Below are 19,466 nucleotides of genomic sequence, written 5' to 3' on the forward strand. Positions count from 1 at the left end.
ACCACAAGCGAAAATATTTTGATATTTTGTGCGTAAAAACTCGTCTGTTTCTAGAGTCCCATCTTCTCGCAAACCTATGCTTAACTCTTCTAACCCAAAGCCACGGGTATTCGCCTCTCTCCCAAGAGCGAACAGGATTGCATCAAATGCAAGATGTGTCTCTCCTTGTGCTCCTCGGCATATTGCCATGAACTCACCCTCAATATTATCAAAACCGCTCAGCTCATGCGAAAGTAAGAGCTGAACGCCTTCCTTGGTGAGCTGATCCGCAATATACTTACTCACTTCAGTGTTCTCTTTTACCAAAAGCCTTGAGTTCCTCTGCACAATCGTTACCTGAGTCCCGAGGCGTTGAAATGCTTGCCCAAGCTCACATCCCACCGGACCTCCTCCAATTACAAGAAGTCTCTTTGGTTGTTCCCGAATTTGCCAGATGGTGTCAGATGTATAGTACGAAACTTCAGCTAAGCCTGGGACATTCGGTACGATTGGTTTTGCTCCCGTAGCTATTACAATATTTCGCGTGGTATAAATCTTGTCATCTACTTGAACCCGAAATGGATCAATGACCCGAGCAGTGCCATTCACACAGTCAACTCCAAGCTCGGTATATCGTTCAACAGAATCATGCGGCTCTATCTTCCGAATTATATCATCTACTCTTTCCATGACATCTGAGAAGGAAAATTTGCATGAAGCACTCGAAAGCCCATATTTTTCGTGGGTCCTGATGCTGTGAAGCACCTTTGCTGTTTTGATGAGGGCTTTACTGGGAACGCAACCTGTATTCAGACAGTCTCCACCCATTCGATGCTTTTCAATAAGTAGCGCTTTTGCCTTGACGGCAGCGGCAATGTAGGAAGTCACTAAGCCAGCGGCGCCTCCTCCTATGGCAATTACGTTGTAATCAAACTTATCCGGTCTTTGATACTTCTTGTATAGCTTTCTTGCTCTTAGGTAATCGAGTAGTAATCGAGAAAAAATAGGAAGGAGCCCGATGAAGACAAAAGCAGCAAGTAGGCGAGGAGATAAAATACTCTGGCTGCTTGTAAGCTCTCCCAACTGAGTCCCTGCATATACGTAAGCAAGGGTGCCTGGTAGCATTCCGATTTGGCTTACGATAAAGAAGACAGGGATACTAAGTCTTGTTAAGCCCATAACCGTATTAATGAGGAAAAATGGAAAGATAGGAACCATTCTGAGCGCAAAGAGATAATACGATCCTTCCCTTTCTATTCCTCTATCAATCTTCTTTACTGCTTCTGGAAATTTTGTCTCGATTGATTCTCGAAAGAAAAAACGACAAAGAATGAAAGAGATAGTAGCTCCAACAGTGCTACCAAAGGATACAAGCAGCGTTCCTTGTCCAAGACCGAACAGGGCACCACCGAGTAGTGACATGAAAGTTGCTATGGGAAGATTCAAGGCCGCAACGAGAACGTAAGCAATAAGAAATCCAATCGCTGAGAGGTACGGCCTCATCGTAGTATATTCGAGAAGCGACTGATGTTGTGCCTTGAAATAATCAAGGGACATCATCTCATCTGGCAAGAGTTCCCGCACGAAGAGAGTGACTGTAACGAAGAGACCCAAAATAACAATTTTTTTTATGCTCATCTGCCTATGAAGGTTCGTGTAACCGACCCCCCTGTTTCGTTTAACAAAAAAACCCTACCGAATAAATACATAATTACTCTCATCTGAGAGGCGCTTTGAGAAAGTATAGCTGTCGAGTCGGTAATCCTTGAGTTCTTGAGGAGATCTTATCTTGTTGCGAATGATGTAGTTTGCCATGCGCCCGCGAGCCTTTTTTGCGAAGAGCCCGACAGTCTTCAACTTTCCATTCTTCTTGTCTTTAAAATCTATTGTGATCAGTGGTGCTTGAATCGATTCAAAACAAATAGCCTTAGCATATTCTTGTGAGGCGAGATTGACTACGCACTTTATCTTTTCCTCCTTGATATGCTTGTTGAGAACATCGGTGATCTTTGTTCCCCAAAACTGATAAAGATCTTTGTGGCCGTTAACTGAAACCCGAGTTTTCATTTCGAGTCGGTATGGTTGAATGTTATCCAGAGGTTTTAATAGTCCATATAAGCCAGAGATAATTCGAATAGATTTCTGGGCGTTTCTGAAATCTCCCACCGTATAATCTTCCAGCTCAAATCCTTCATAAACATCCCCGCTATATGTGAGCAGAGCGCAGCTTCCATTTTTCGGATTGGAGGAACCGGAGAATGTCTGGAATCGTTCATGATTGAGTTTGGCGAGCTTGGGACTAATGCTCATAAGGCCCTCAAGCTTCTTTGGAGTTAATTCTTTCAAGACCCTGTGAACTTTTCGAGATTCTCCCAAAAGCTCGGGTGTTGATGAACTGGAATGTGAGTACGTGGTATCGAGTCGTAGAGTCTTTGATGGAGATAAAAGTGCTAACAGCATGATAAGTAATTTGTCCAGTTAAATACGGTTCATAAAAAGCTTGCTCATCCAGGCCAAGAGAACTCTAAACCGTTTGGGCTCTGAGCGGTAGTTGTTCTCATGACTGTAATTTTTGAGGGTCTATAGGCAAAATGCCCATGAATCGTCTCGGAAAATATATTGTTTAACCCCCTAAAATCACAGTGTATTGCGATAATTATTAAGAAATTGCCCCGTTCTCCCGACCCCTACCCTTACTGTGTGAGTGAAGAAATTTAGAGAACCTCAGAGTTTGCTATATGTCTAATAACGATACAAAAGAGTTGGAAGCGGTCGTGGAGTCCGTGCGCTATGTTTTGGAGTCTATCGGACTAATTCCTGTCTCTGTGGATGAGCATTCGAAACAAGCCGAGCACTGCTTTTATGGTGATATCATTGGGGCGATGAGTCTGACGGGCGCTGGGGTGGATGGCACTCTGATTTTAGGTTTTGAGACGGCCGCGGCACTTGCTGTGGTATCAGCGATGTTTGGGGAAGAGTACGGTCAGCTCGATGAGGTTTCAAAGAGTATGATAGCTGAAATTGCTAATATGGTCTGTGGTCGCGTAAAGATACGGATGAGTGAGTATGGATATTCTATCGGCATGGCTGTACCCCAGCTTTTCTTTCCTGGCGATATGCTGCCCCCAACCTTATCAAAAGAGGGCGTACATACCGTGCGGTGCCATGTCAAGCAGGGAGGTTTTCAAGTAAGTCTTGATTTTGGAGCGGTATAATACAATTTGTTACGCGCACGCAGGATCTGGCGATGTGCCGCCATTAGCGACACATCGGTGAACGAAGCTCAAAACAATTCAGATAGTGTATAAGAGCCTATTGTAAGGCAACCACCGTGTAAGATGACCCTGGATTCATATCGAGGGTAGGCTGCATTAAGGGCGTTTCGGGATATTAGCAATCATCTCTATTTCAATCAGTGATCCCAAGGGAAGGCCTGCCACTTCAAAGGTCGCTCTAGCTGGACGCGAGTCCTTCATCCATGCCCCATAGATTTCATTTACAACGCCAAAATGCGAGAGGTCCTGTAGAAGAATGGTTGTCTTGCAAACATTTGAGAAGTCTCCACCTACGTTCTTCAGAACAAGAGAGAGGTTTTTCATCACTTGATTTGCTTGAGCCTCTATCCCTCCTTCAACAAGTTTGCCCGTTTCTGCGTCGAGCGGAACTTGACCAGACAAAAAGATCATATCACCGACACGAGTCGCTTGTGAGTATGGACCGATAGCACTAGGTGCTCCCTCAGAATCATTTATATATTCAACCATTTTTTTTTATCCTCCTCCATTAGAATCCAAAAAGACTTTTTCCACCCTTTGATGAGCTTCCTTTCCCTAAGGCCTTTCCAATAAAGCCTGTAGCTTTCTCCTGAAGAGCTTTCCCTGCACCCAGCTTCAGTATTTCCTCTATGTTTGGCAGTATAACGGGAGTAGTAGCTGTTCCTATTATCTGGAGCGGAATCACAAGCCGATTCTCTTTATCAAGTAACTTGTTGAGCTCTGGTACTTTTGCAACAACAGCTAGAGAAAATGGCGCAATGAAACGAAATGTCGCTTTGAGATTAAGAGATTGGTCAAAATTTATTGTTCCCCTCCCTTCAAGAGAAAAAAGAGCTGATTCCATTAAAAGAGAATTCACTTCGATTCGCTCATTCTTAATTTTCCCGGTGGTATTAAGCTGTCGAATTGGAGTAGTGGAATCTGACATGGCCCCTGAGTGTTCGCCGGGGACAGCATCGCTCATTGTGCTCTTAACGAATGGCACCTTTTCAAGTGATTGTAGTACCAGAGCCGCAATATTCCCTCCCGTGAAAGAGCCTTCTCGTAACAAGAGGCTGAGATCCGCACTGAGGTGTTTAGCCATGTCTGTGCCGGTTTGCCCAGAAGCATTAGCCGTTAGCTTTTCGACATTGCCTGTTACGAGTATAGGACTCTTCGGTAGCGCAAAACGAGTTAATCTCTCTATATCGATCCCGAGGAGGGAAGTTGCTATGGAAAATGGAATCGGATCTTTTTGAGGCTGGCTGTTTATCGTAGATGAAACTTTGCCACCAAAAATCTCTATTGGGTCCGCCGTTAATGTTATCTGATTTCCATTACCCCGAATCGCAATTAATCCGTTAAGCTTCTCCCCGTTTTTCTCAATTTCATTGAGCTCCATCGTCATCTCTCCCTTCATGGAGGATAGAGACAATGCTCCCTGAAGGGTAATCTGACCCTTCAGAGCTTTAATAGAACCTGCTTCAATCGCTATCTTAGTCTGCGATGGAAGAAATCTTACATTTTCGAAGTCTCCGGAGAACTTATGAAGTGCGGGTGTCTGCCCACCGAAAGAAATCGAACTCATACCGAATTCTTGTGGAGATACACGAGCATCACGGATGGTGAGTTCGGTATCAAGGGCTCCCCTAGCAAGTGATACTTCTGTTCGTGTCTTTTTTAATGTTCCAGTTAGTGATTGGAGGTCAACTTCACCCTCTGAAAGTTCAACGCGGAAGTTGCCTTGGTCAATAATTTGTAAAGAAGCGACAAGTTCAGAGAGCAAGAGCTTAGAACCTTTTAAGGAAATCCCGGTATCGAGTTGGATGTCCTGTACGGTAATCACCTCTCCAGATTCTTGATAGACTTGGATTCTTCCATTCTCTAATGAGACTGAATCCAGATTTACCTGTAGCCAGCCTGGTAAAGAGGAAGGAGCTGATGGCTGAGAATCCTCTGTATCAGCACTGTCAGCTTTGGATATTGCTTGAGCCTCTACGGTGGCCTTCTGTCCTAATTGAGATAGTCCATCAATCTTCACTCCCGACTGAGTTTGATGAATGGTGATTGCGGGAGAGTCTAGAAAAATTGACTTAATCGCAACGGTACCCGTGAACAGTTTGAATAAAGAAACGTGTATCGCTCCTCCGCCAAAGGAGAGCCTTTTGGTCTCATCCTTATTCTCCGCAATGGTTAAAGAATTAATCGAGAATGCGATCGACGGAAACAGCTTGAGATGCATTTCACCGATTGAGAGTTTGCTTTGAAGGGCAGCGCTTCCCTGAGCTTCTATTTCTGGCTTCAACTTGGCGATGATGTTATCTGATTGGAATGAAAGATAGCCGAGAGCTCCCACTATGACTACTAGGAGAAGAGCGAGTAAGCCGAGTATTATTTTTTTCATGAGAAGAGGTCCTTTTCTACACTATAATGGCTAGGGGGGCAGTGCTCATCTCCCCCCTTTCCGGACAATACCTTACCTGAAAGTTGCCCACCATAGAAACTGCCCTTGCCCCATCTCAACTCATCGTTTGTCCTTTGTCGGAAGGGGGAGTTCCGCATCTTGCTGAGTCAAACGCGAGTTATGAGCCAAATCGTAGAGTCTGAAGGGAAAAAATCGCTGCCCTAACGGGGTTTTCTTGCCTTATTTTCAGTAGATTGAGAGTATGGGCCACTGATTAGGACAAGGGAACTATGGCTAGAACCTCTCGTCGGATACTACTGTATCTCCGGCCGTATCGGCGCGCTTTTTTTGTTGCCCTCGCATGTACGGTGCTTTTTGGGGCATCTGAGGGTGGGATACCGTTCATTCTGCAGTATATTCTCGATGGCATTTTCGCTCAAAAGAACGAGGATATGCTTCTATGGCTGCCCGTATTGCTGTTGGGATTTGCGCTTTTCAGAGCAACCTTCGACTTTTTGCAGAGTTTTCTCCTTGCTCGGCTTGGTCACTTGGTAGTCCGTGATATTAGGAATGAGATGGAGCACAAGATCCTGGCTTTATCCCCATCTTTTTTTGTTCATGAGCGAGGAGGAGATGTTTTAAGTAAAGTCACAAATGATGTTGTTCTCGTTCGTGCATTACTGACTGATTCGGTATCTGCAGCAATTCGTGATGGAATACGTGTTGTTGTTCTGTTACTGGTCGCTTTTTATCTTGATTCTATTTTAGCGGCCATAGCGTTCGTTGCCTTTCCCTTGGCAGTTTACCCAGTAACTCGTTTTGCCCGAAGAGTTAGAAAACTTGCGCGTCGTGGTCAGGATGGAGTGGGAAATCTTAGCAGCCTATTGCAGCAAACTATACTCGGCAGCAAGGTTGTACAGGTTTTTGGGAGGGAAGACTTCGAAAGGGAGCGATATGAAGCGGAAAATCAGCGCCTCACCAGAGACTTCATTAAGTCAGAGAAAGTTCGCTCACTAACTGGGCCTATTAACGAGTTTACGGGAGCCATAGCTATTGTCCTAGTGGTGATGTACGGCGGCTATTCCGTTATTAACGGTTCTCGTAGTCAAGGTGAATTTATCGCATTTCTCGCAACTCTATTTTTGCTCTATGAACCTTTCAAGAAGCTCACGAAAGTATTCAATGCTGCTCAGCAGGGATTATCTGGGGCTGATAGAATCTTTGAGCTACTTGATGCACCAATAAAGATTAAGTCTCCAGCAAAATACAAGCCATTTCCATCATCTTTCAGTGTTGATATCGAGGATGTTACGTTTTCCTATGACACAACAAAGCGTCCTGCTTTACGCGATGTGTCTTTTTCGATTAGCGAGGGTGGAAGAGTGGCCTTAGTGGGCTTCTCTGGAGCAGGAAAGAGTACCCTTGTTGACCTTGTCCCGCGATTTATAGATCCAGACAGTGGGATAGTGAGGATTGGAGGAGAAGATATTCGCTCTCTAAAGTTAGAAGATTTGCGTGGAAGCATTGCAATGGTCGGGCAACATACCTTCCTTTTCAATGATACAATCTTCAATAACATTGCCTATGGAAAGAAGGGAGCCACACGAGCAGAGGTAGAGGCTGCCGCGCAAGCTGCTTTTGCGGCGTCTTTTATCGAAGACCTACCGCAGGGATATCATACAGAAGTAGGAGAGGGCGGATTCACTCTCTCTGGAGGGGAGCGGCAGAGAATCGCGATCGCTAGAGCTATTTTGAAAGATGCGCCCTTGTTAATCCTGGATGAAGCCACATCGTCCCTTGATAATAAGGCAGAGAGGGAGGTTCAGGCTGCTCTTGAGGCGCTTGAAAAGGAGAGGACTTCACTTGTAATTGCACATCGACTTTCAACAGTACAAGAAGCAGACATGATTATAGTAATGGAGGACGGTCAAGTAGTCGAAAGCGGTAAGCATGAAGAGTTGTTACGAAACAAAGGTGCCTACGAAAGACTTCATGCTCTCCAGTTTCGGGAAACAACATCTGAATCCAATACCTTGCCCGTGACGAGTATGACGGGGTCAACCTGATTGTAGACTCACCGTACTCCAAGTGAATCAGCCTATGAGCATTCGAATACGACTGTACAATTTGGTTACTCGGTGCACTGTCTGCACCCTGGCGCCTTTTTTGCGCCATCATCCTCGCTTTGCAGAGCGATTTCAGGAACGCTTCGGAGATTGGTGTCTAAGCCGGAGTGATGACTATATTTGGATTCATGGAGCTTCTGCGGGTGAGTTAAGTGGGCTGATGCGACTTGTTCCTTGGATACGTCTTCGTTATCCAGAACATAAGATTTTAGTGACCTCGTTTTCGCTAGCGGGTATCACTATGCATCGAGACAAAGCAGATCTATGTCGTCTTCTTCCATTTGACTCGGAGAAATGGATAGGCAAAGCCATTGGTGATGTCTCCATTACATTGTTTCTTTTCGGTGAGACTGAGATTTGGCCCTTAGTACTGACAAAGCTTGCTAGTAGAGGAGTCCCGATCTGCATGGTGAATGGGAGAATTGAAAGGAAGAACTTGGCTCGCTATCGTCTTCTTTTGAAAATATTTCCTCAGTTATTTTCTCTGTTGTCCCAAGCTTTAGTTGTTTCTGAAGCGATGAAAAAACATCTCTTAATGCTCGGAATGAAGGAGGACCAGATTCAGATTACAGGAAATACGAAGTATGATCATGAGCCTCTTTGCTCAGACGATTTGAAAGACCTAATGGGGGTGCTTGATTCTTTGACAGAGGGAAAAGAGAAAAGAGTAAGGTTAACTCTTGGTAGTATTCATCCTGGAGAAGAAAGCTGGTGGTTACCTGAGCTGATTCGATTGAAGGAGAAACGACTGCTGCAGGGGAAGACTTCTTCTAGCCCCCTTTTGATTCTGGTTCCGCGACATTTGGAGAAGTTGGAATATTTTAAGGAGAAGCTTGAAGCGCTGTCCCTTTCTTATCTGTGTTCAAGTGACTTGCAGAATTTGGATCTTCAAGCGATAGATGTGCTTTTGGTGGATGAGTTTGGCAAGCTGGAGAAGTATTATGCATTATCTGATTTTGCTTTTATTGGTGGGACGCTCGTACCGGTAGGGGGCCATAACCCTTTTGAACCAGCTCCATATAAGGTCCCTATCGGCATCGGTATGCATACGAGTAAGATTCGTTCTGAAGTGGAGGCTCTAACGCGTCATGATGCATTTATGTCTATTCATGATAGAGGTGCTATTGAAGAGATTCTATCTGCAACCATTGAATCTTCATCCGAGTTGAAGGCGAGAGCCGAGCGATTATATTCAGTATGGAGTGAAGCGCGTGGCTCCTTAAAAAGAGTTGAACACGCCTTAGATGACCTGCTTGGTTTTAAGGGTTTTGCCGATAGAGAAGAGGTTGCAACCTCCTGTGATGTATTGCGCGGATCAAACAGACATGGAGCAGAGGGATGAAAACAGCACTCTCCGCTGCATATCGACGAGTTACAAGTCTTCGGAATACTTTGTATGACAAGGGTATCTGGAGAACTACATCAACGAGCCTTCCTACCATCTGCATAGGAAATATTACGGTAGGTGGAAGTGGAAAAACACCAATAGTTCAGAAAACAGTGCAGATGTTATCTGCGCAAAACCGACACCCAGTTATATTAATGAGGGGATATGGGGGCAGTATTCGAGGACCAATACAGGTCTCTCAGTTCCATGACGCATCGGAAGTTGGTGATGAGGCAAAGCTTCATGCGGCTGCTTCTGAAGTTCCAGTTGTTGTTGCGCGAGACAGAGTTAGTGGTGCGCAGTTTATCGAAAGCGAACAAATCGGCGATATCATTATACTTGATGATGGGCTCCAACATAGGCGCCTAGCTCGAGATTTGAACGTTATCACTATTGACGTGGCTTCTGAAGGGGTGGCCTCTGATGTTATTTTAGATCGCGTGCTTCCTCTCGGATTGCTGAGGGAGGCTCGACAGGAGGGTTTGCGCAGGGGGCAAATTTTTGTGCTCAATTCGCGAGGTCCTCGAGTTACGAAGTGCCAGTTGGACGCTCTGCGAGCCATTCTTCCGGCACATGTTCCCACGATTGAGGCGTGGATGACGGTAGAGAGGGTTGTTCGAGGAGAGAGAGAATTACAGCCGCCGCAAAAGATTGTAGCAGTAAGTGGAATCGCTAGGCCTTTCGGATTTTATGCTCTACTTGAAGAGATGGGCTTTGAAATTATCGCAAAGCATGCTTTTGAAGATCATGCATCCTTTGATCTTGATGTAGTCACAAAATTACGTCGCACCTATCCAGAGAGTGCTTTTGTCTGTACCTCAAAGGATCTTGCAAGAATGGCTGATGATGAGGCGAGCAGATGGTGGGTGCCAGAGGTTCAAGTAGAATTTAGTGAACCAGAGGTTTTTAGAAAGTCAATCTTCAGCGTGATATCGTCATAATCGCAAGTTGCTTCTAGGGGTGATCTTATCGTACACGGCCAAGTTTACTCTTTGCCTCAGCTGGCAAGGCTATCCATTCTCTGACAGGGGCATCTGTCTCAGCGACTAGCTGTTCAAATAGAGGCTCAGCACTTCCAAGGGACATAAGCTTGCCATCATCTTGTTGTACTTTTAGAGAGTGTTTGGAATCACTGCGATGCATATGGCTGAGACGAAAGTTGTGGAGATAGTACTTGGGGTCATAGCCAGAATTTTGTACCGCCTCAGTTGCCTTTTTTAGGAGTTCATCTTTATCCTCTTCAGGAAGAATTCTTACTGTTTTTAGCAGCCTTCTATTGAGAAGCCTCCGAGCAAGATCTGCTAAAATCGTATCGCTTGATTTCTGCCATTGTAGTAAGTGATAGCGCCACCAGCCCTCTCGCATCTGAAAGATTGTTGGCAAAGAAAGTTCTAAGGGATCCTTTGCAGAGAGGACCTCTTGCATTACTTGATCCGCAAAATAGGAGGATTCAGAAATCGCCCTTAGGCGCATTGCGATAGCAACATTGAGCATATCAGCCGCCATTAACGTTCTATGTTGATAGATTTGTCGATACATCGCATGTCGAGAAAGACTGAAATGCATAAGGGCATCCAGGCGATTTTCTTTAATAGTGAGTCTCCCATCTGTAGAAATATGAAGAGAGCCAACTAGAGCAGGTATATTGTATTGCCCGTAGCTCACCCCTGCCAGTACGCTGTCGACCACACACCAGTTGCCACGATCAACATTCCAAGCTCCTCCAGAGATAATTTCCCATGTCCATGATGGAAGAACCGCGTCCTCTCGGAGAATTTGGGTGACAAGTCGGGGCAAATTTGGATCGCAATCCTCGAGAATTGCTCTTATCTCTTGGTCCTCTTGAATAATGTTGCATCCGATCTCTTCGTGGGCATCATTGCCACTTGGAAACCAGGTCGTATAGGCAGTATGAGAGCCAGGTGCAATATGTCCGATATCGTGGAGAAGAGCAGCTACTTGAATCGCACTTCTGTATGGCTCGATTTGATGAGAATGATTTTCCTCGAGAGATTCGAGGAGTATTTTTGCCAAATACGCGACCCCAATGCTGTGCCCAAATCGCGAGTGTTCAGAAAACATATAGACAAGCCGGGTATTTGCCGTTTGACTTATGTCACGTAATCGCTGAAACCATTGGGTATCAATCAGCTTAAGAACAAGAGCATCGCTGGGTATTTTACGGGAAAAAGAGACGATCGGCTGTGCGACATCGGCAAAACTGACAATATCTGACATATGAACTTTCTCCTGTTAGATTTCTTCAGCTTGAGTTCTGACGAGTGGTTGTTGGCGAATAACCGTTAGCCCGTAACTTGCCAATCCAGCTTCAGGCGCTTCGCTGCTTGCCAGGAGGTCTATTTTTTTCACTCCTAAGTCACGAAGGATTTGGGCACCTAAGCCATATTCTTTCATTCTTGTACCCACAGGTCGTTTATGTCGATTTTCTTGCTTTAATGAGCGAGCCAGGGGCGTCTGTTCGGGTCTACGGAGGTAAATGAGTACGCCTACTTCTGCCTGACTAATGGCTTGCAATGCGACGTGAAGCGGAGTGTTCTCTCGTGCCGATGATGCTCCAAAAACATCTATAAATGTATCTTCTGGATGTACTCGAGTCAGCACAGGGACATCTTGTGTAATTTCGCCCTTCACTAATGCAATATGATCTCCTTTATGGATTTCAGAGCGGTAGAGATAGGCTTTCATATCGTTCTCGTAGGAGGTTGGCAAATTAACTTCATTTATCCTACGAATAAGCTGCTCATGCTTTAGCCGATGTTCTATAAGCCCACTGATCGTCACACACCCTATGCCATCGCTTGTAACAACGCTGTGCCAATCTTTCTGAGTCGCGTATTCACCTTGTTCGTTGAAGAATTCGAGGAAGCATGCGGCATCTCTGAAGCCAGAGAGTAGAGTCATATCCAGAGCTGCCTCGGCCAAAGCGCTTCTTACGAGACATCCTCCCTCGCGAGTCCTTATCGGAAAAATATGTCCGGGTTTAACGATTCCTCTTGGATTGGGCTCATTCATTCCCAATACTTTTATGGTCTCTGCCCGATCATGAGCACTAATTCCTGTAGAAACATTTTTTCTTGCTTCAACGGATACGAGTTCCCGGGGTGTGTTTGTGCGGGTATCTCGGGATTCGAATCTATTAAAACCCATCGGTTCGAGTTGAAAGGTTTCCGCACGTTTTGGGCTGAGTGCAACCTGAATCGTCGCGCCATTTGTTTTCTTGAGGCACGAGTTGACGAGCTCAGGAGTGGCGATCTCTGCTGGAAAAACTAAGGCGGAACGGTAGAAAATATCGGTATCATCGATCAGCAAAATTGGTTGTTGATCCTTAAAACTGGTTTGGATAATAGAAGTGAGATCCGCCCCAGACTCCGGTATCCCTTCCAAGAGGTTACCAGTGGTCTCGGTTGGTTGTGATGATGAAGTGTGCAGAGTGGAACGCATCTCATTTGGAGTAGTTGCGGGATGCTTTGCTTGAGCGGTTGATGGCGGATATTTTTCGTCTGTCATGCGAGAATCTATGATCGTCTTTATGCACTAAAAGACACTTTTTAGTCAGAAAAGGCAAACGCAAATCTATAGAAGTTATCTGTTTTTACTCCGATTGATTCGCTACGAGGTTTTCGTATAGCAAATTTTGGTTTAAGTATGGAGCCAAAGGTGTCGATGATACTATTAGTCGAGGAAAAAGGGTGCTCTCTTGGGAGAGCTCAGTAGCAAGGTAAGATACGCCCCGTCGGTTTGCTAGTTGTTAGGATGGAGCTATGGATACTGAGATTGTTCTGAATCAGACCTCAGCAGAAAGGGAAAAACCAAGTAAATTCAGTGAGCCAGAAAAGATGGTAATTCGTGCAAGGCGAACTGCTTTCGTTGCGCGATTTATTGTCCTACGAGAGTCCAAAAGAACTCGTGCACATCGTGTTATTGAACTTCTTGAATGGAATGATTTAACCGAAGTCGAGGCTCTTGCCGCTACCTTTAGGAAGGCTTTCGAGGAAAATGGGGATAATATGGTCCCAGTGGATAGAGATATCCGACGGGCACTCGCTCATTCATCTCGTTCATTGAATCACTTTATTCGCGAGTACTGTACTCGGGCAACCAATAATTTTATAGATGCGCTCATCGACTACGAGCGCTCCAACGCGCTACTATTCGGTGATGATGAGTCTCCTAAGCCTGGCGGATGGAGATTGCCTTCTGAATTGATGAAGCAAAGAGAGCAGGCAGCTCTGTAGTTGGAGAAGAATCTCTGTCGCCGATACTGGCAACCCTATTCTGTCCTGACGGAACGCTAGTCTGCCTTGACGGGAGAAGAGTCATGCTTTGTACAATGGGATCCTTCCATATGGTGGCACATCAGTGCGCGGGTCCCCCACAGAGCGATCTAGAATAGAGAGCGATCTAGAATAGAGCATAGATGAAAGGCGAGAGCGCACTGCCTTGTGTCATCACCAATAGTGTTCCCACGAGAAGAAAAACACTCACCATGGGGATTAGCCACCATGCTTTCTTTTCTATCAGAAGCTGAGCGAGTTGTTTTACCGTTCCACTTTTCGACATCTGGACTCCTTCCATACAGGAAACAAACAGGACAATAGCTTTTCCCCGATGGGGCAAGGGTAGCAGAAACTACATCGAAACGCATCAGTATGACCCTGATTATAATCCTTCCGTTAAAGATTTTACTCTCTGATTTGATGAACTGATGCTGTTCCTGTCCTTCTGTGAGATGAGTCTCATGCTCATGGTAAGCATTTGATTAAACGGGGCATGATGACTTATTCAAGGTCGTGTCGAGTGAAAGAGCTATCATGCTCTCGATCCACAAATGCCAGATACATAACCGTATAGGGCAACACAGAAAGATAGCAACACAGAAAGATGATGTAATAAGGGCATGACGCAATAGAAAGGTGCTGGGATAGCACAAGGCTTCGAATTAGGCAGCTACCTGGTTGGAGTCTTTAAACTCCTCTTGAATGATGCGTTCCACCTCTTCAATTAATGAACCGATAGCGTACGCCCACACGTATTGACCGGCTTTTTTCCCTGTCAAAACCTCTGCAATTTGAGACTTGTCCTGAACTCTGTGTTTGATGAAGAGTTGTTTGCCATCGGTCAACAGAACCATATCTGATGGATTCTTATGTAACTTCGGAATCCTTTTTCGGAGATAATCAATACCTCGACGGAAACGGTTTACAGGGAGCCCTTCTTTTTTCATCCGAAACAGCCAGCAGAGAAGAATGAGGTCTGAATAAGAATATTTGTTTCTTCCGCGGTTGAGAGATTTGCCTGTGCACGGCACAAGATTTGTTCGAGAGTAATAGTTCAGAAGAGCGAGTCCAATCTTTTCTGTGCCCCCCGTTAGGCGCCGCAGAATAGCTTGCACCTCTTTCGCCGTAAATTCGCGAGAGACAAATTCTTTTGGAGTAATAACTTCAGACATGTGCAGCAGATTAAAAATTGGTAGACGTTCTGTCAATTGCAATAGTCCAACACTGTAACAAAGTTCCTGCTCCTAAGCATCCTAGAAACAAGGTTGATGAGAAGCTTTCTTCCATAGCTATTCGATAAACATGCCTAAGTACTTGGAAAGAGACAGAGAACTGTTGGAACCTCATCGCGTCCCATGGCGTGTACTCCCCTGAAGCCATCTTTTGCCCCCGGAAGATCACCCCGAACAAATAACTGAGTAGAGCCCCCACCATCAAAGTTTAAGGCTTCACGACAACCGATCTGAGGGCTTGACAGGATTTCTCCAAGTTCTTTCAAGGTGGCACCTCTGAACGGGGATGAGGAGATAAAAAGAATGTATTCAGCGGGGGACTTCAGGCAAATGCCACTTCTCCGCGATTCATTTATATCATCAAGCTTTTCCGCAATTTTACCATTGATAACGAGCCTCGGCCCGGACTGAATTGCTTCGAGTCCTATTCCTGTGTGAGTTTTGTCGCGTGGGACTATCTCAAGCCTTTCATGATAGGCTAAGAAGAGGCCGGTGAGTAACGTGCCACCCAGTTGCATCCTTTTATGCTCGATTCCTCGACTTACAACCAATCCAAGAGGGTCACCATTTTGATCAAAGAAGTGAGCGTTGATGCAGGCGGATGCGCCTGTCTGTTTACTGTACCACTCTATGTCACCTCTCTTTCGATGGAATGATGATGCTCGTACAACTTGGGGTCGAAAGTAATCAAGGGAGCTCTTCAAGAGCATTATATCTCCGGGTAAGAACCCCGTTGAGAGTTCGATATCCATGATCTGAAGCCCTTTAGCGATATCTTTCCATTCCGTTTGGGAAAGGTCTTTGAGCGATTCTTGTTGTGATAGAATAGAGGAGGCAGGATTTGGTCGTCCTTTTTGCGGTATCACGGCATCATTTTGCGCAAAGCAGCTCCCCGTGGGAAAGACCGTAGAAGAAAACAAGGAAAGTGAAATTATCGTGAAGAGGCGTATGACACTACATGCTAGGCATCTGACCAACAGGAATAGAACGGCGATAGTCGCTGACCAGAGATATTCCATAACAACATCCATGGGGTAGAGGCTATCGTCTTATGGAGATAAAAAAAAGCCGGTTGGGGGGCCAACCGGCTTGGATATCAAATCTGCAGCCTCGCATTTCTGCATGCATTCTGCTTGAATTTGACTGTAGACGAAAACACATAATGCCTTTCAGGCGAAGAGTGTGTGTGCGTGTGGTCAAGGAGACCTGAAAAGCGTATTCATGCCTACACTCGGTTCCTCTTCATGATTTGTGCCAACATCTTCTCCTACTCTGGGGATGTCGTACGCCCCCTCCGTTAAAACGCAGGTCTATTTTATCTCCTCTGTCGGCAAAAATGATTCTGAGTGGCAAAATCTACCGCCCCGTTGTTGGGGTGTCCTGCGTGTTACGGGTGAGTCTTGCCGTTCGTTTTAAGTGGTAATTTCCTCCTATTTTCTTTATTGCTTGACTCTTGAGCATCAACGATTAAGCTCCAACCCCTAATGTTCCCGTCCTTTTAGAGAGCAAGTATCTATATGAGTAGTGACACCCTGAGGAGTCGTCTTTCCCATTTACTAACGAAAAGTCGTAAGGCTGCTTATCTTTATCAACACACGGCACAAGAGACGCAGAAGGGATTGGAGAAAGAGCAGGATCAACGCAGATCGGGTAGGAGCGGTGGGAAGAAGCTCCAGGGTTTTGCAGGGCAGAAACCAGCTAATGAAAAAAAATACTCAAATTTACAAGTGCTGGTATGGCAACATGTCAATGAAAGCCTCTCAGCATCGCTTCGGAAGTTGCTCCAGACATACTCCCAACGAGAGCTATCTCATCAGGCACTCAAGCTGCGTGACTCCCTGTATGATGCGTGGAGACGGGTAGAGGGAGAGCTTCATCAAGAGAGAGAAGCTTTGCGCATGGCAGTGGCTGAAGAGCACTATGTACGCAGTACGATTTTGGCTGAAAAGCTTATTGTATTAAAGGCACGGGTTCAGGCCACTAAGGCGGCTTTCAGTGAGTATGAAGCTGTGGTCGTGGATTTGACCCGTAGTGATGGGGCCTCTCAGGGCTCGCTAGGATTCAGGCCGGAGTTAACGGGTTTGAACTATCCAGAGTCTGGATCTCAGGATCAGCCGTTTCGCAACCTGAGCACATCAGAGGAATCAGATGAGTCGCAGACTGATCGCAATAGCAAAGTTCTTCCGTTCTCGGTGTTGAAGAGGCGTGGATTTCGATAGTCATACTGCTAGAAGTCACTGAGAATTATTATTATGATGCTAGGGCGATAAGCGTCCCTTGAAGCCGTTTCTCAGCGTTCCTTTTGCTTGCTCTATCCTTTGGTGAGTAAACGGACAGAATCTCCGGTGAAGGCTGATACCACTGGCACTGGACCTGGTCCAAATGTTCTGTCGATAAGAGTCGCCCAGCAGAGAACGGGAATTCCTCGGAGGGTCGCTTTCGTGTGTGCTTCGAGGCTTGAGCGAGCAGTAGTAATTACATCTGTTACCAGTACCGCATTTTTCCCTCTGTAGGTGGTGCCAAGTCCGTTTCCGATTTTACTTTCAAGGTACTGTTCTATCGGCACCAGTTTATGGCCTGGCAATCTTTCTGAGTACACTGCGCAGAGACGTTCAGCAAAAAAGCTATATCCTCCTGGGAGCTTCAGAAATAAATCGACTTCATTTGGCGATACAACGCTCTCTAGGCGTTGAGCGACATATTCAGCGCAGGTATTAAGGTCATCATCAGAGAGATCCTCAGTGCGATAGTAGGTAAAGCTTTCACACCTTCCTCCAATAGGGACTGGGTCTTGATAGCGTTCGGTGATCTTTGCAAATATCTCATTTATATCTTCGACTTCCACCATCTTCGCCTCTCTATTGTGAAATTGAGCCTGTTTGAAAATATTATTCCCTAATAACGAACGTAGAAGTTACAGGAATGCTGAGCTTCTGTCATGCGGAATCTTAGCAGAATGTTATCTCGTTGGACTCTTTGCTGCACTAAAGGCCACGGAGAGAGGAGCATTATGATTCTCTGGCTCAGAATAGAACACCGTCAGTTCTTGGAGTAGGCTTTCAACGGGCACATCGGCTGTCTCATAGAGTTGATTTATTCTATCGAGGCTCGTTAGAGCACTCTCGGGGTTGGTTTCAATATGTTCTCTCAAGATTTGAATTACTTTGCGGGAGTCTTGAATCCCTTTTTGATACCCACTTAAGAACACCCTCTTTTCATTCTGTCGAAGAAGTTTCCATATCGGATAAAAACTCGTCTCGTTATCAGCGGAGAGGTTTCCTATGGGAGAGAAGGTAAGGCAGAATGCCGAGAGGAGCAGAAGGAGCAGGTATAAGCGTGGGGTGATTCGTTTGGGGAAATTTTTACTGCACGTTCTCATACGGTATTCCTAACAATTTGAGGCTTTTTCCGAACTCCTGTCCACAAGATAGGAGATAGAGGTCTCCCAGGGAATGTGGATGAGACCCTTGCTCTGAGAGTCTCATATTACGGGGATGAGGGAAGAGTACGCCATATTATTCCTCCGGAACAGGGGAAGATAGATATGGCATAACCCTTTGACAGGAGAGTCTCTGGAGAAAAATTCTCGCCCGTGTCACAATCCAAGCATGCAGAACACAGGAAGTCATACAGACACAAGAGAAGTGGCGATCGGCTCCGTAGTCATAGGAGGCGGGCAGCCGATAGTCGTCCAATCGATGGCGGCAACAAAGACTCAAGACCTTGACGCTACAGCGGAACAGATTGCGATGTTGGAAGAGGCTGGAGCAGGACTGATAAGAGTCGCAGTTGACAGCAAGAAGGACGTGGAAGCTTTGCGTTCCTTGAGACAATCAACCTCCGCTAACCTAGTAGTAGATCTACAAGAGAACTATCGTCTTGCCGAGAAGGTGGCCCCATTCGTTCAGAAGCTACGGTACAATCCGGGCCATTTACATCATCACCAGCGAGAAGTCGCGGTAAAAGATAAAGTTAAGTTTCTCGTTGATCAAGCGGGAGAAAACGACTGTGCATTGAGAATAGGAGTGAATTTCGGATCGTTAGATCCCTCTCTTAAGGCGCAGGATGAGAACCCCATGGAAGTGGCTCTGCGATCAGCAGATGAGCATATCTCATATATGGAAGAGCTAAACTTCACTCGATTCGTTGTTTCATTAAAAAGCTCAGATCCTAATGCGGTAATACAAATAAACAAGTTATTCCATGTTCGGCACCCGAAAGTCCCTATCCATCTTGGTGTGACAGAGGCTGGGATGCTTCCTCTAGGGGAAATTAAGTCAAGAATTGCTTTTGAAAATCTGATCCCCTTTGGTATTGGCAACACGATTAGAGTCTCGTTAACTTTACCATTCAAGGAAAAATACAGGGAAATTGAGGTAGGAAAAAAGATTCTTGCCGACATATCGGAAGGTCGATTTCGTTCCGTACCTCGCTTCGAACATGCGGGATTAAATATCATCTCGTGTCCATCATGCTCCCGGGTTGAGAACGAAGCCTTTATTGAGCTAGCTCAGAAGATACGAGAAGTTACGGATTTCGCATCACAGGAAGACATTACTATTGCAGTAATGGGGTGTCGGGTGAATGGGCCTGGTGAGACTGATGAAGCGGACATTGGACTGTGGTGCGCTCCTAACCATGTGAATCTTAAAAAGGGGACGGAGTTGGTAGGAGCCTTTGGGTACGATGAAGTGATCCCTCGAGTTCTTCAAGAGATAGAATGTATGATAGAGGAACGGAGCGCGAGTAAATCTTAAAGAATATTACTGCGCGCTGGCCCGTAAAT

The 19,466-nt window shown here is 45.7% G+C and carries 17 protein-coding genes; 7 read left to right on the forward strand and 10 right to left on the reverse strand.

The features are described 5' to 3' along the window. Together EBR25_03320 and yaaA are read right to left on the reverse strand one after the other, a co-directional pair. A partial coding sequence (locus EBR25_03320; GenBank protein NBW40015.1) for a pyridine nucleotide-disulfide oxidoreductase occupies positions 1 to 1,617 on the reverse strand: 1,617 nt, incomplete at its 3' end. A 54-nt stretch (positions 1,618 to 1,671) separates the two neighbouring features. Next, positions 1,672 to 2,439: a peroxide stress protein YaaA gene (yaaA, locus tag EBR25_03325; GenBank protein ID NBW40016.1), complete on the reverse strand. Its 768-nt coding sequence runs from the start codon at positions 2,437 to 2,439 to the stop codon at positions 1,672 to 1,674. A 278-nt stretch (positions 2,440 to 2,717) separates the two neighbouring features. Here yaaA and EBR25_03330 point away from each other — a divergent pair, with 278 nt between their 5' ends. Next, positions 2,718 to 3,194: a chemotaxis protein CheX gene (locus EBR25_03330; protein ID NBW40017.1), complete on the forward strand. Its 477-nt coding sequence runs from the start codon at positions 2,718 to 2,720 to the stop codon at positions 3,192 to 3,194. Positions 3,195 to 3,350: 156 nt separating this feature from the next. Here the strand turns inward: EBR25_03330 and EBR25_03335 are convergent, their stop codons facing one another. Then, positions 3,351 to 3,743 (reverse strand): RidA family protein, encoded by a 393-nt coding sequence (locus EBR25_03335; GenBank protein NBW40018.1) that lies wholly within the window; start codon positions 3,741 to 3,743, stop codon positions 3,351 to 3,353. A gap of 19 nt (positions 3,744 to 3,762) precedes the next feature. After that, entirely contained in the window at positions 3,763 to 5,637 is a 1,875-nt protein-coding gene (locus EBR25_03340) for an AsmA family protein (protein NBW40019.1), read from the reverse strand. A 290-nt stretch (positions 5,638 to 5,927) separates the two neighbouring features. On the opposite strand from EBR25_03340, the gene EBR25_03345 reads away from it, so the two are divergent. The 3 genes from EBR25_03345 to lpxK are packed head-to-tail and all read left to right on the forward strand — an operon-like array spanning position 5,928 to position 10,091. Next, positions 5,928 to 7,703: an ATP-binding cassette domain-containing protein gene (locus EBR25_03345; protein NBW40020.1), complete on the forward strand. Its 1,776-nt coding sequence runs from the start codon at positions 5,928 to 5,930 to the stop codon at positions 7,701 to 7,703. 34 nt (positions 7,704 to 7,737) lie between these two features. Next, positions 7,738 to 9,105 carry a hypothetical protein gene (locus EBR25_03350; GenBank protein ID NBW40021.1) on the forward strand — a complete coding sequence of 456 codons (1,368 nt, stop codon included), beginning with the start codon at positions 7,738 to 7,740 and terminating at the stop codon, positions 9,103 to 9,105. Next, positions 9,102 to 10,091 carry a tetraacyldisaccharide 4'-kinase gene (gene lpxK, locus EBR25_03355; GenBank protein NBW40022.1) on the forward strand — a complete coding sequence of 330 codons (990 nt, stop codon included), beginning with the start codon at positions 9,102 to 9,104 and terminating at the stop codon, positions 10,089 to 10,091. The genes EBR25_03350 and lpxK overlap by 4 nt, the downstream gene beginning before the upstream one ends. 25 nt (positions 10,092 to 10,116) lie before the next feature. Here lpxK and EBR25_03360 read toward each other — a convergent pair whose 3' ends face one another. Together EBR25_03360 and EBR25_03365 are read right to left on the reverse strand one after the other, a co-directional pair. Continuing rightward, entirely contained in the window at positions 10,117 to 11,388 is a 1,272-nt protein-coding gene (locus EBR25_03360; GenBank protein NBW40023.1) for an HD domain-containing protein, read from the reverse strand. Between the two features lie 15 nt (positions 11,389 to 11,403). After that, complete coding sequence (locus EBR25_03365; GenBank protein NBW40024.1) at positions 11,404 to 12,678, reverse strand: hypothetical protein; 1,275 nt, start codon at positions 12,676 to 12,678, stop codon at positions 11,404 to 11,406. A gap of 254 nt (positions 12,679 to 12,932) precedes the next feature. Here EBR25_03365 and EBR25_03370 point away from each other — a divergent pair, with 254 nt between their 5' ends. Next, positions 12,933 to 13,406, forward strand: a complete 474-nt coding sequence (locus tag EBR25_03370) for a hypothetical protein (protein ID NBW40025.1) — start codon at positions 12,933 to 12,935, stop codon at positions 13,404 to 13,406. Between the two features lie 704 nt (positions 13,407 to 14,110). Here EBR25_03370 and EBR25_03375 read toward each other — a convergent pair. Together EBR25_03375 and EBR25_03380 are read right to left on the reverse strand one after the other, a co-directional pair. Next, a complete protein-coding gene (locus EBR25_03375) occupies positions 14,111 to 14,620 on the reverse strand; it encodes a hypothetical protein (GenBank protein NBW40026.1) in 510 nt (169 codons plus the stop codon). A gap of 134 nt (positions 14,621 to 14,754) precedes the next feature. Continuing rightward, positions 14,755 to 15,711 (reverse strand): phosphodiester glycosidase family protein, encoded by a 957-nt coding sequence (locus EBR25_03380; protein NBW40027.1) that lies wholly within the window; start codon positions 15,709 to 15,711, stop codon positions 14,755 to 14,757. Between the two features lie 486 nt (positions 15,712 to 16,197). Here EBR25_03380 and EBR25_03385 point away from each other — a divergent pair, with 486 nt between their 5' ends. Beyond that, positions 16,198 to 16,899, forward strand: a complete 702-nt coding sequence (locus EBR25_03385; protein NBW40028.1) for a hypothetical protein — start codon at positions 16,198 to 16,200, stop codon at positions 16,897 to 16,899. Between the two features lie 92 nt (positions 16,900 to 16,991). Here EBR25_03385 and EBR25_03390 read toward each other — a convergent pair whose 3' ends face one another. Then, positions 16,992 to 17,528: a phosphoribosyltransferase gene (locus EBR25_03390; protein ID NBW40029.1), complete on the reverse strand. Its 537-nt coding sequence runs from the start codon at positions 17,526 to 17,528 to the stop codon at positions 16,992 to 16,994. A 111-nt stretch (positions 17,529 to 17,639) separates the two neighbouring features. Next, complete coding sequence (locus EBR25_03395; protein ID NBW40030.1) at positions 17,640 to 18,059, reverse strand: hypothetical protein; 420 nt, start codon at positions 18,057 to 18,059, stop codon at positions 17,640 to 17,642. A 229-nt stretch (positions 18,060 to 18,288) separates the two neighbouring features. On the opposite strand from EBR25_03395, the gene EBR25_03400 reads away from it, so the two are divergent. Beyond that, entirely contained in the window at positions 18,289 to 19,437 is a 1,149-nt protein-coding gene (locus EBR25_03400) for a flavodoxin-dependent (E)-4-hydroxy-3-methylbut-2-enyl-diphosphate synthase (protein NBW40031.1), read from the forward strand. Positions 19,438 to 19,466: the final 29 nt, after the last annotated feature.

The organism is bacterium (assembly GCA_009926305.1).
Classification (GTDB): domain Bacteria; phylum Bdellovibrionota_C; class UBA2361; order UBA2361; family RFPC01; genus RFPC01.

What these genes read in the sequence shown, in the direction of transcription:
- EBR25_03390 (NBW40029.1), bottom strand. Translation starts at nt 17,528, where the DNA reads ATGGTGGAAGTCGAAGATATAAATGAGATATTTGCAAAGATCACCGAA.
- EBR25_03375 (NBW40026.1), bottom strand. Translation starts at nt 14,620, where the DNA reads ATGTCTGAAGTTATTACTCCAAAAGAATTTGTCTCTCGCGAATTTACG.
- EBR25_03335 (NBW40018.1), bottom strand. Translation starts at nt 3,743, where the DNA reads ATGGTTGAATATATAAATGATTCTGAGGGAGCACCTAGTGCTATCGGT.
- EBR25_03345 (NBW40020.1), top strand. Translation starts at nt 5,928, where the DNA reads ATGGCTAGAACCTCTCGTCGGATACTACTGTATCTCCGGCCGTATCGG.
- yaaA (NBW40016.1), bottom strand. Translation starts at nt 2,439, where the DNA reads ATGCTGTTAGCACTTTTATCTCCATCAAAGACTCTACGACTCGATACC.
- EBR25_03340 (NBW40019.1), bottom strand. Translation starts at nt 5,637, where the DNA reads ATGAAAAAAATAATACTCGGCTTACTCGCTCTTCTCCTAGTAGTCATA.
- lpxK (NBW40022.1), top strand. Translation starts at nt 9,102, where the DNA reads ATGAAAACAGCACTCTCCGCTGCATATCGACGAGTTACAAGTCTTCGG.
- EBR25_03370 (NBW40025.1), top strand. Translation starts at nt 12,933, where the DNA reads ATGGATACTGAGATTGTTCTGAATCAGACCTCAGCAGAAAGGGAAAAA.
- EBR25_03365 (NBW40024.1), bottom strand. Translation starts at nt 12,678, where the DNA reads ATGACAGACGAAAAATATCCGCCATCAACCGCTCAAGCAAAGCATCCC.
- EBR25_03380 (NBW40027.1), bottom strand. Translation starts at nt 15,711, where the DNA reads ATGGATGTTGTTATGGAATATCTCTGGTCAGCGACTATCGCCGTTCTA.
- EBR25_03350 (NBW40021.1), top strand. Translation starts at nt 7,738, where the DNA reads ATGAGCATTCGAATACGACTGTACAATTTGGTTACTCGGTGCACTGTC.
- EBR25_03400 (NBW40031.1), top strand. Translation starts at nt 18,289, where the DNA reads ATGCAGAACACAGGAAGTCATACAGACACAAGAGAAGTGGCGATCGGC.
- EBR25_03330 (NBW40017.1), top strand. Translation starts at nt 2,718, where the DNA reads ATGTCTAATAACGATACAAAAGAGTTGGAAGCGGTCGTGGAGTCCGTG.
- EBR25_03385 (NBW40028.1), top strand. Translation starts at nt 16,198, where the DNA reads ATGAGTAGTGACACCCTGAGGAGTCGTCTTTCCCATTTACTAACGAAA.
- EBR25_03360 (NBW40023.1), bottom strand. Translation starts at nt 11,388, where the DNA reads ATGTCAGATATTGTCAGTTTTGCCGATGTCGCACAGCCGATCGTCTCT.
- EBR25_03395 (NBW40030.1), bottom strand. Translation starts at nt 18,059, where the DNA reads ATGAGAACGTGCAGTAAAAATTTCCCCAAACGAATCACCCCACGCTTA.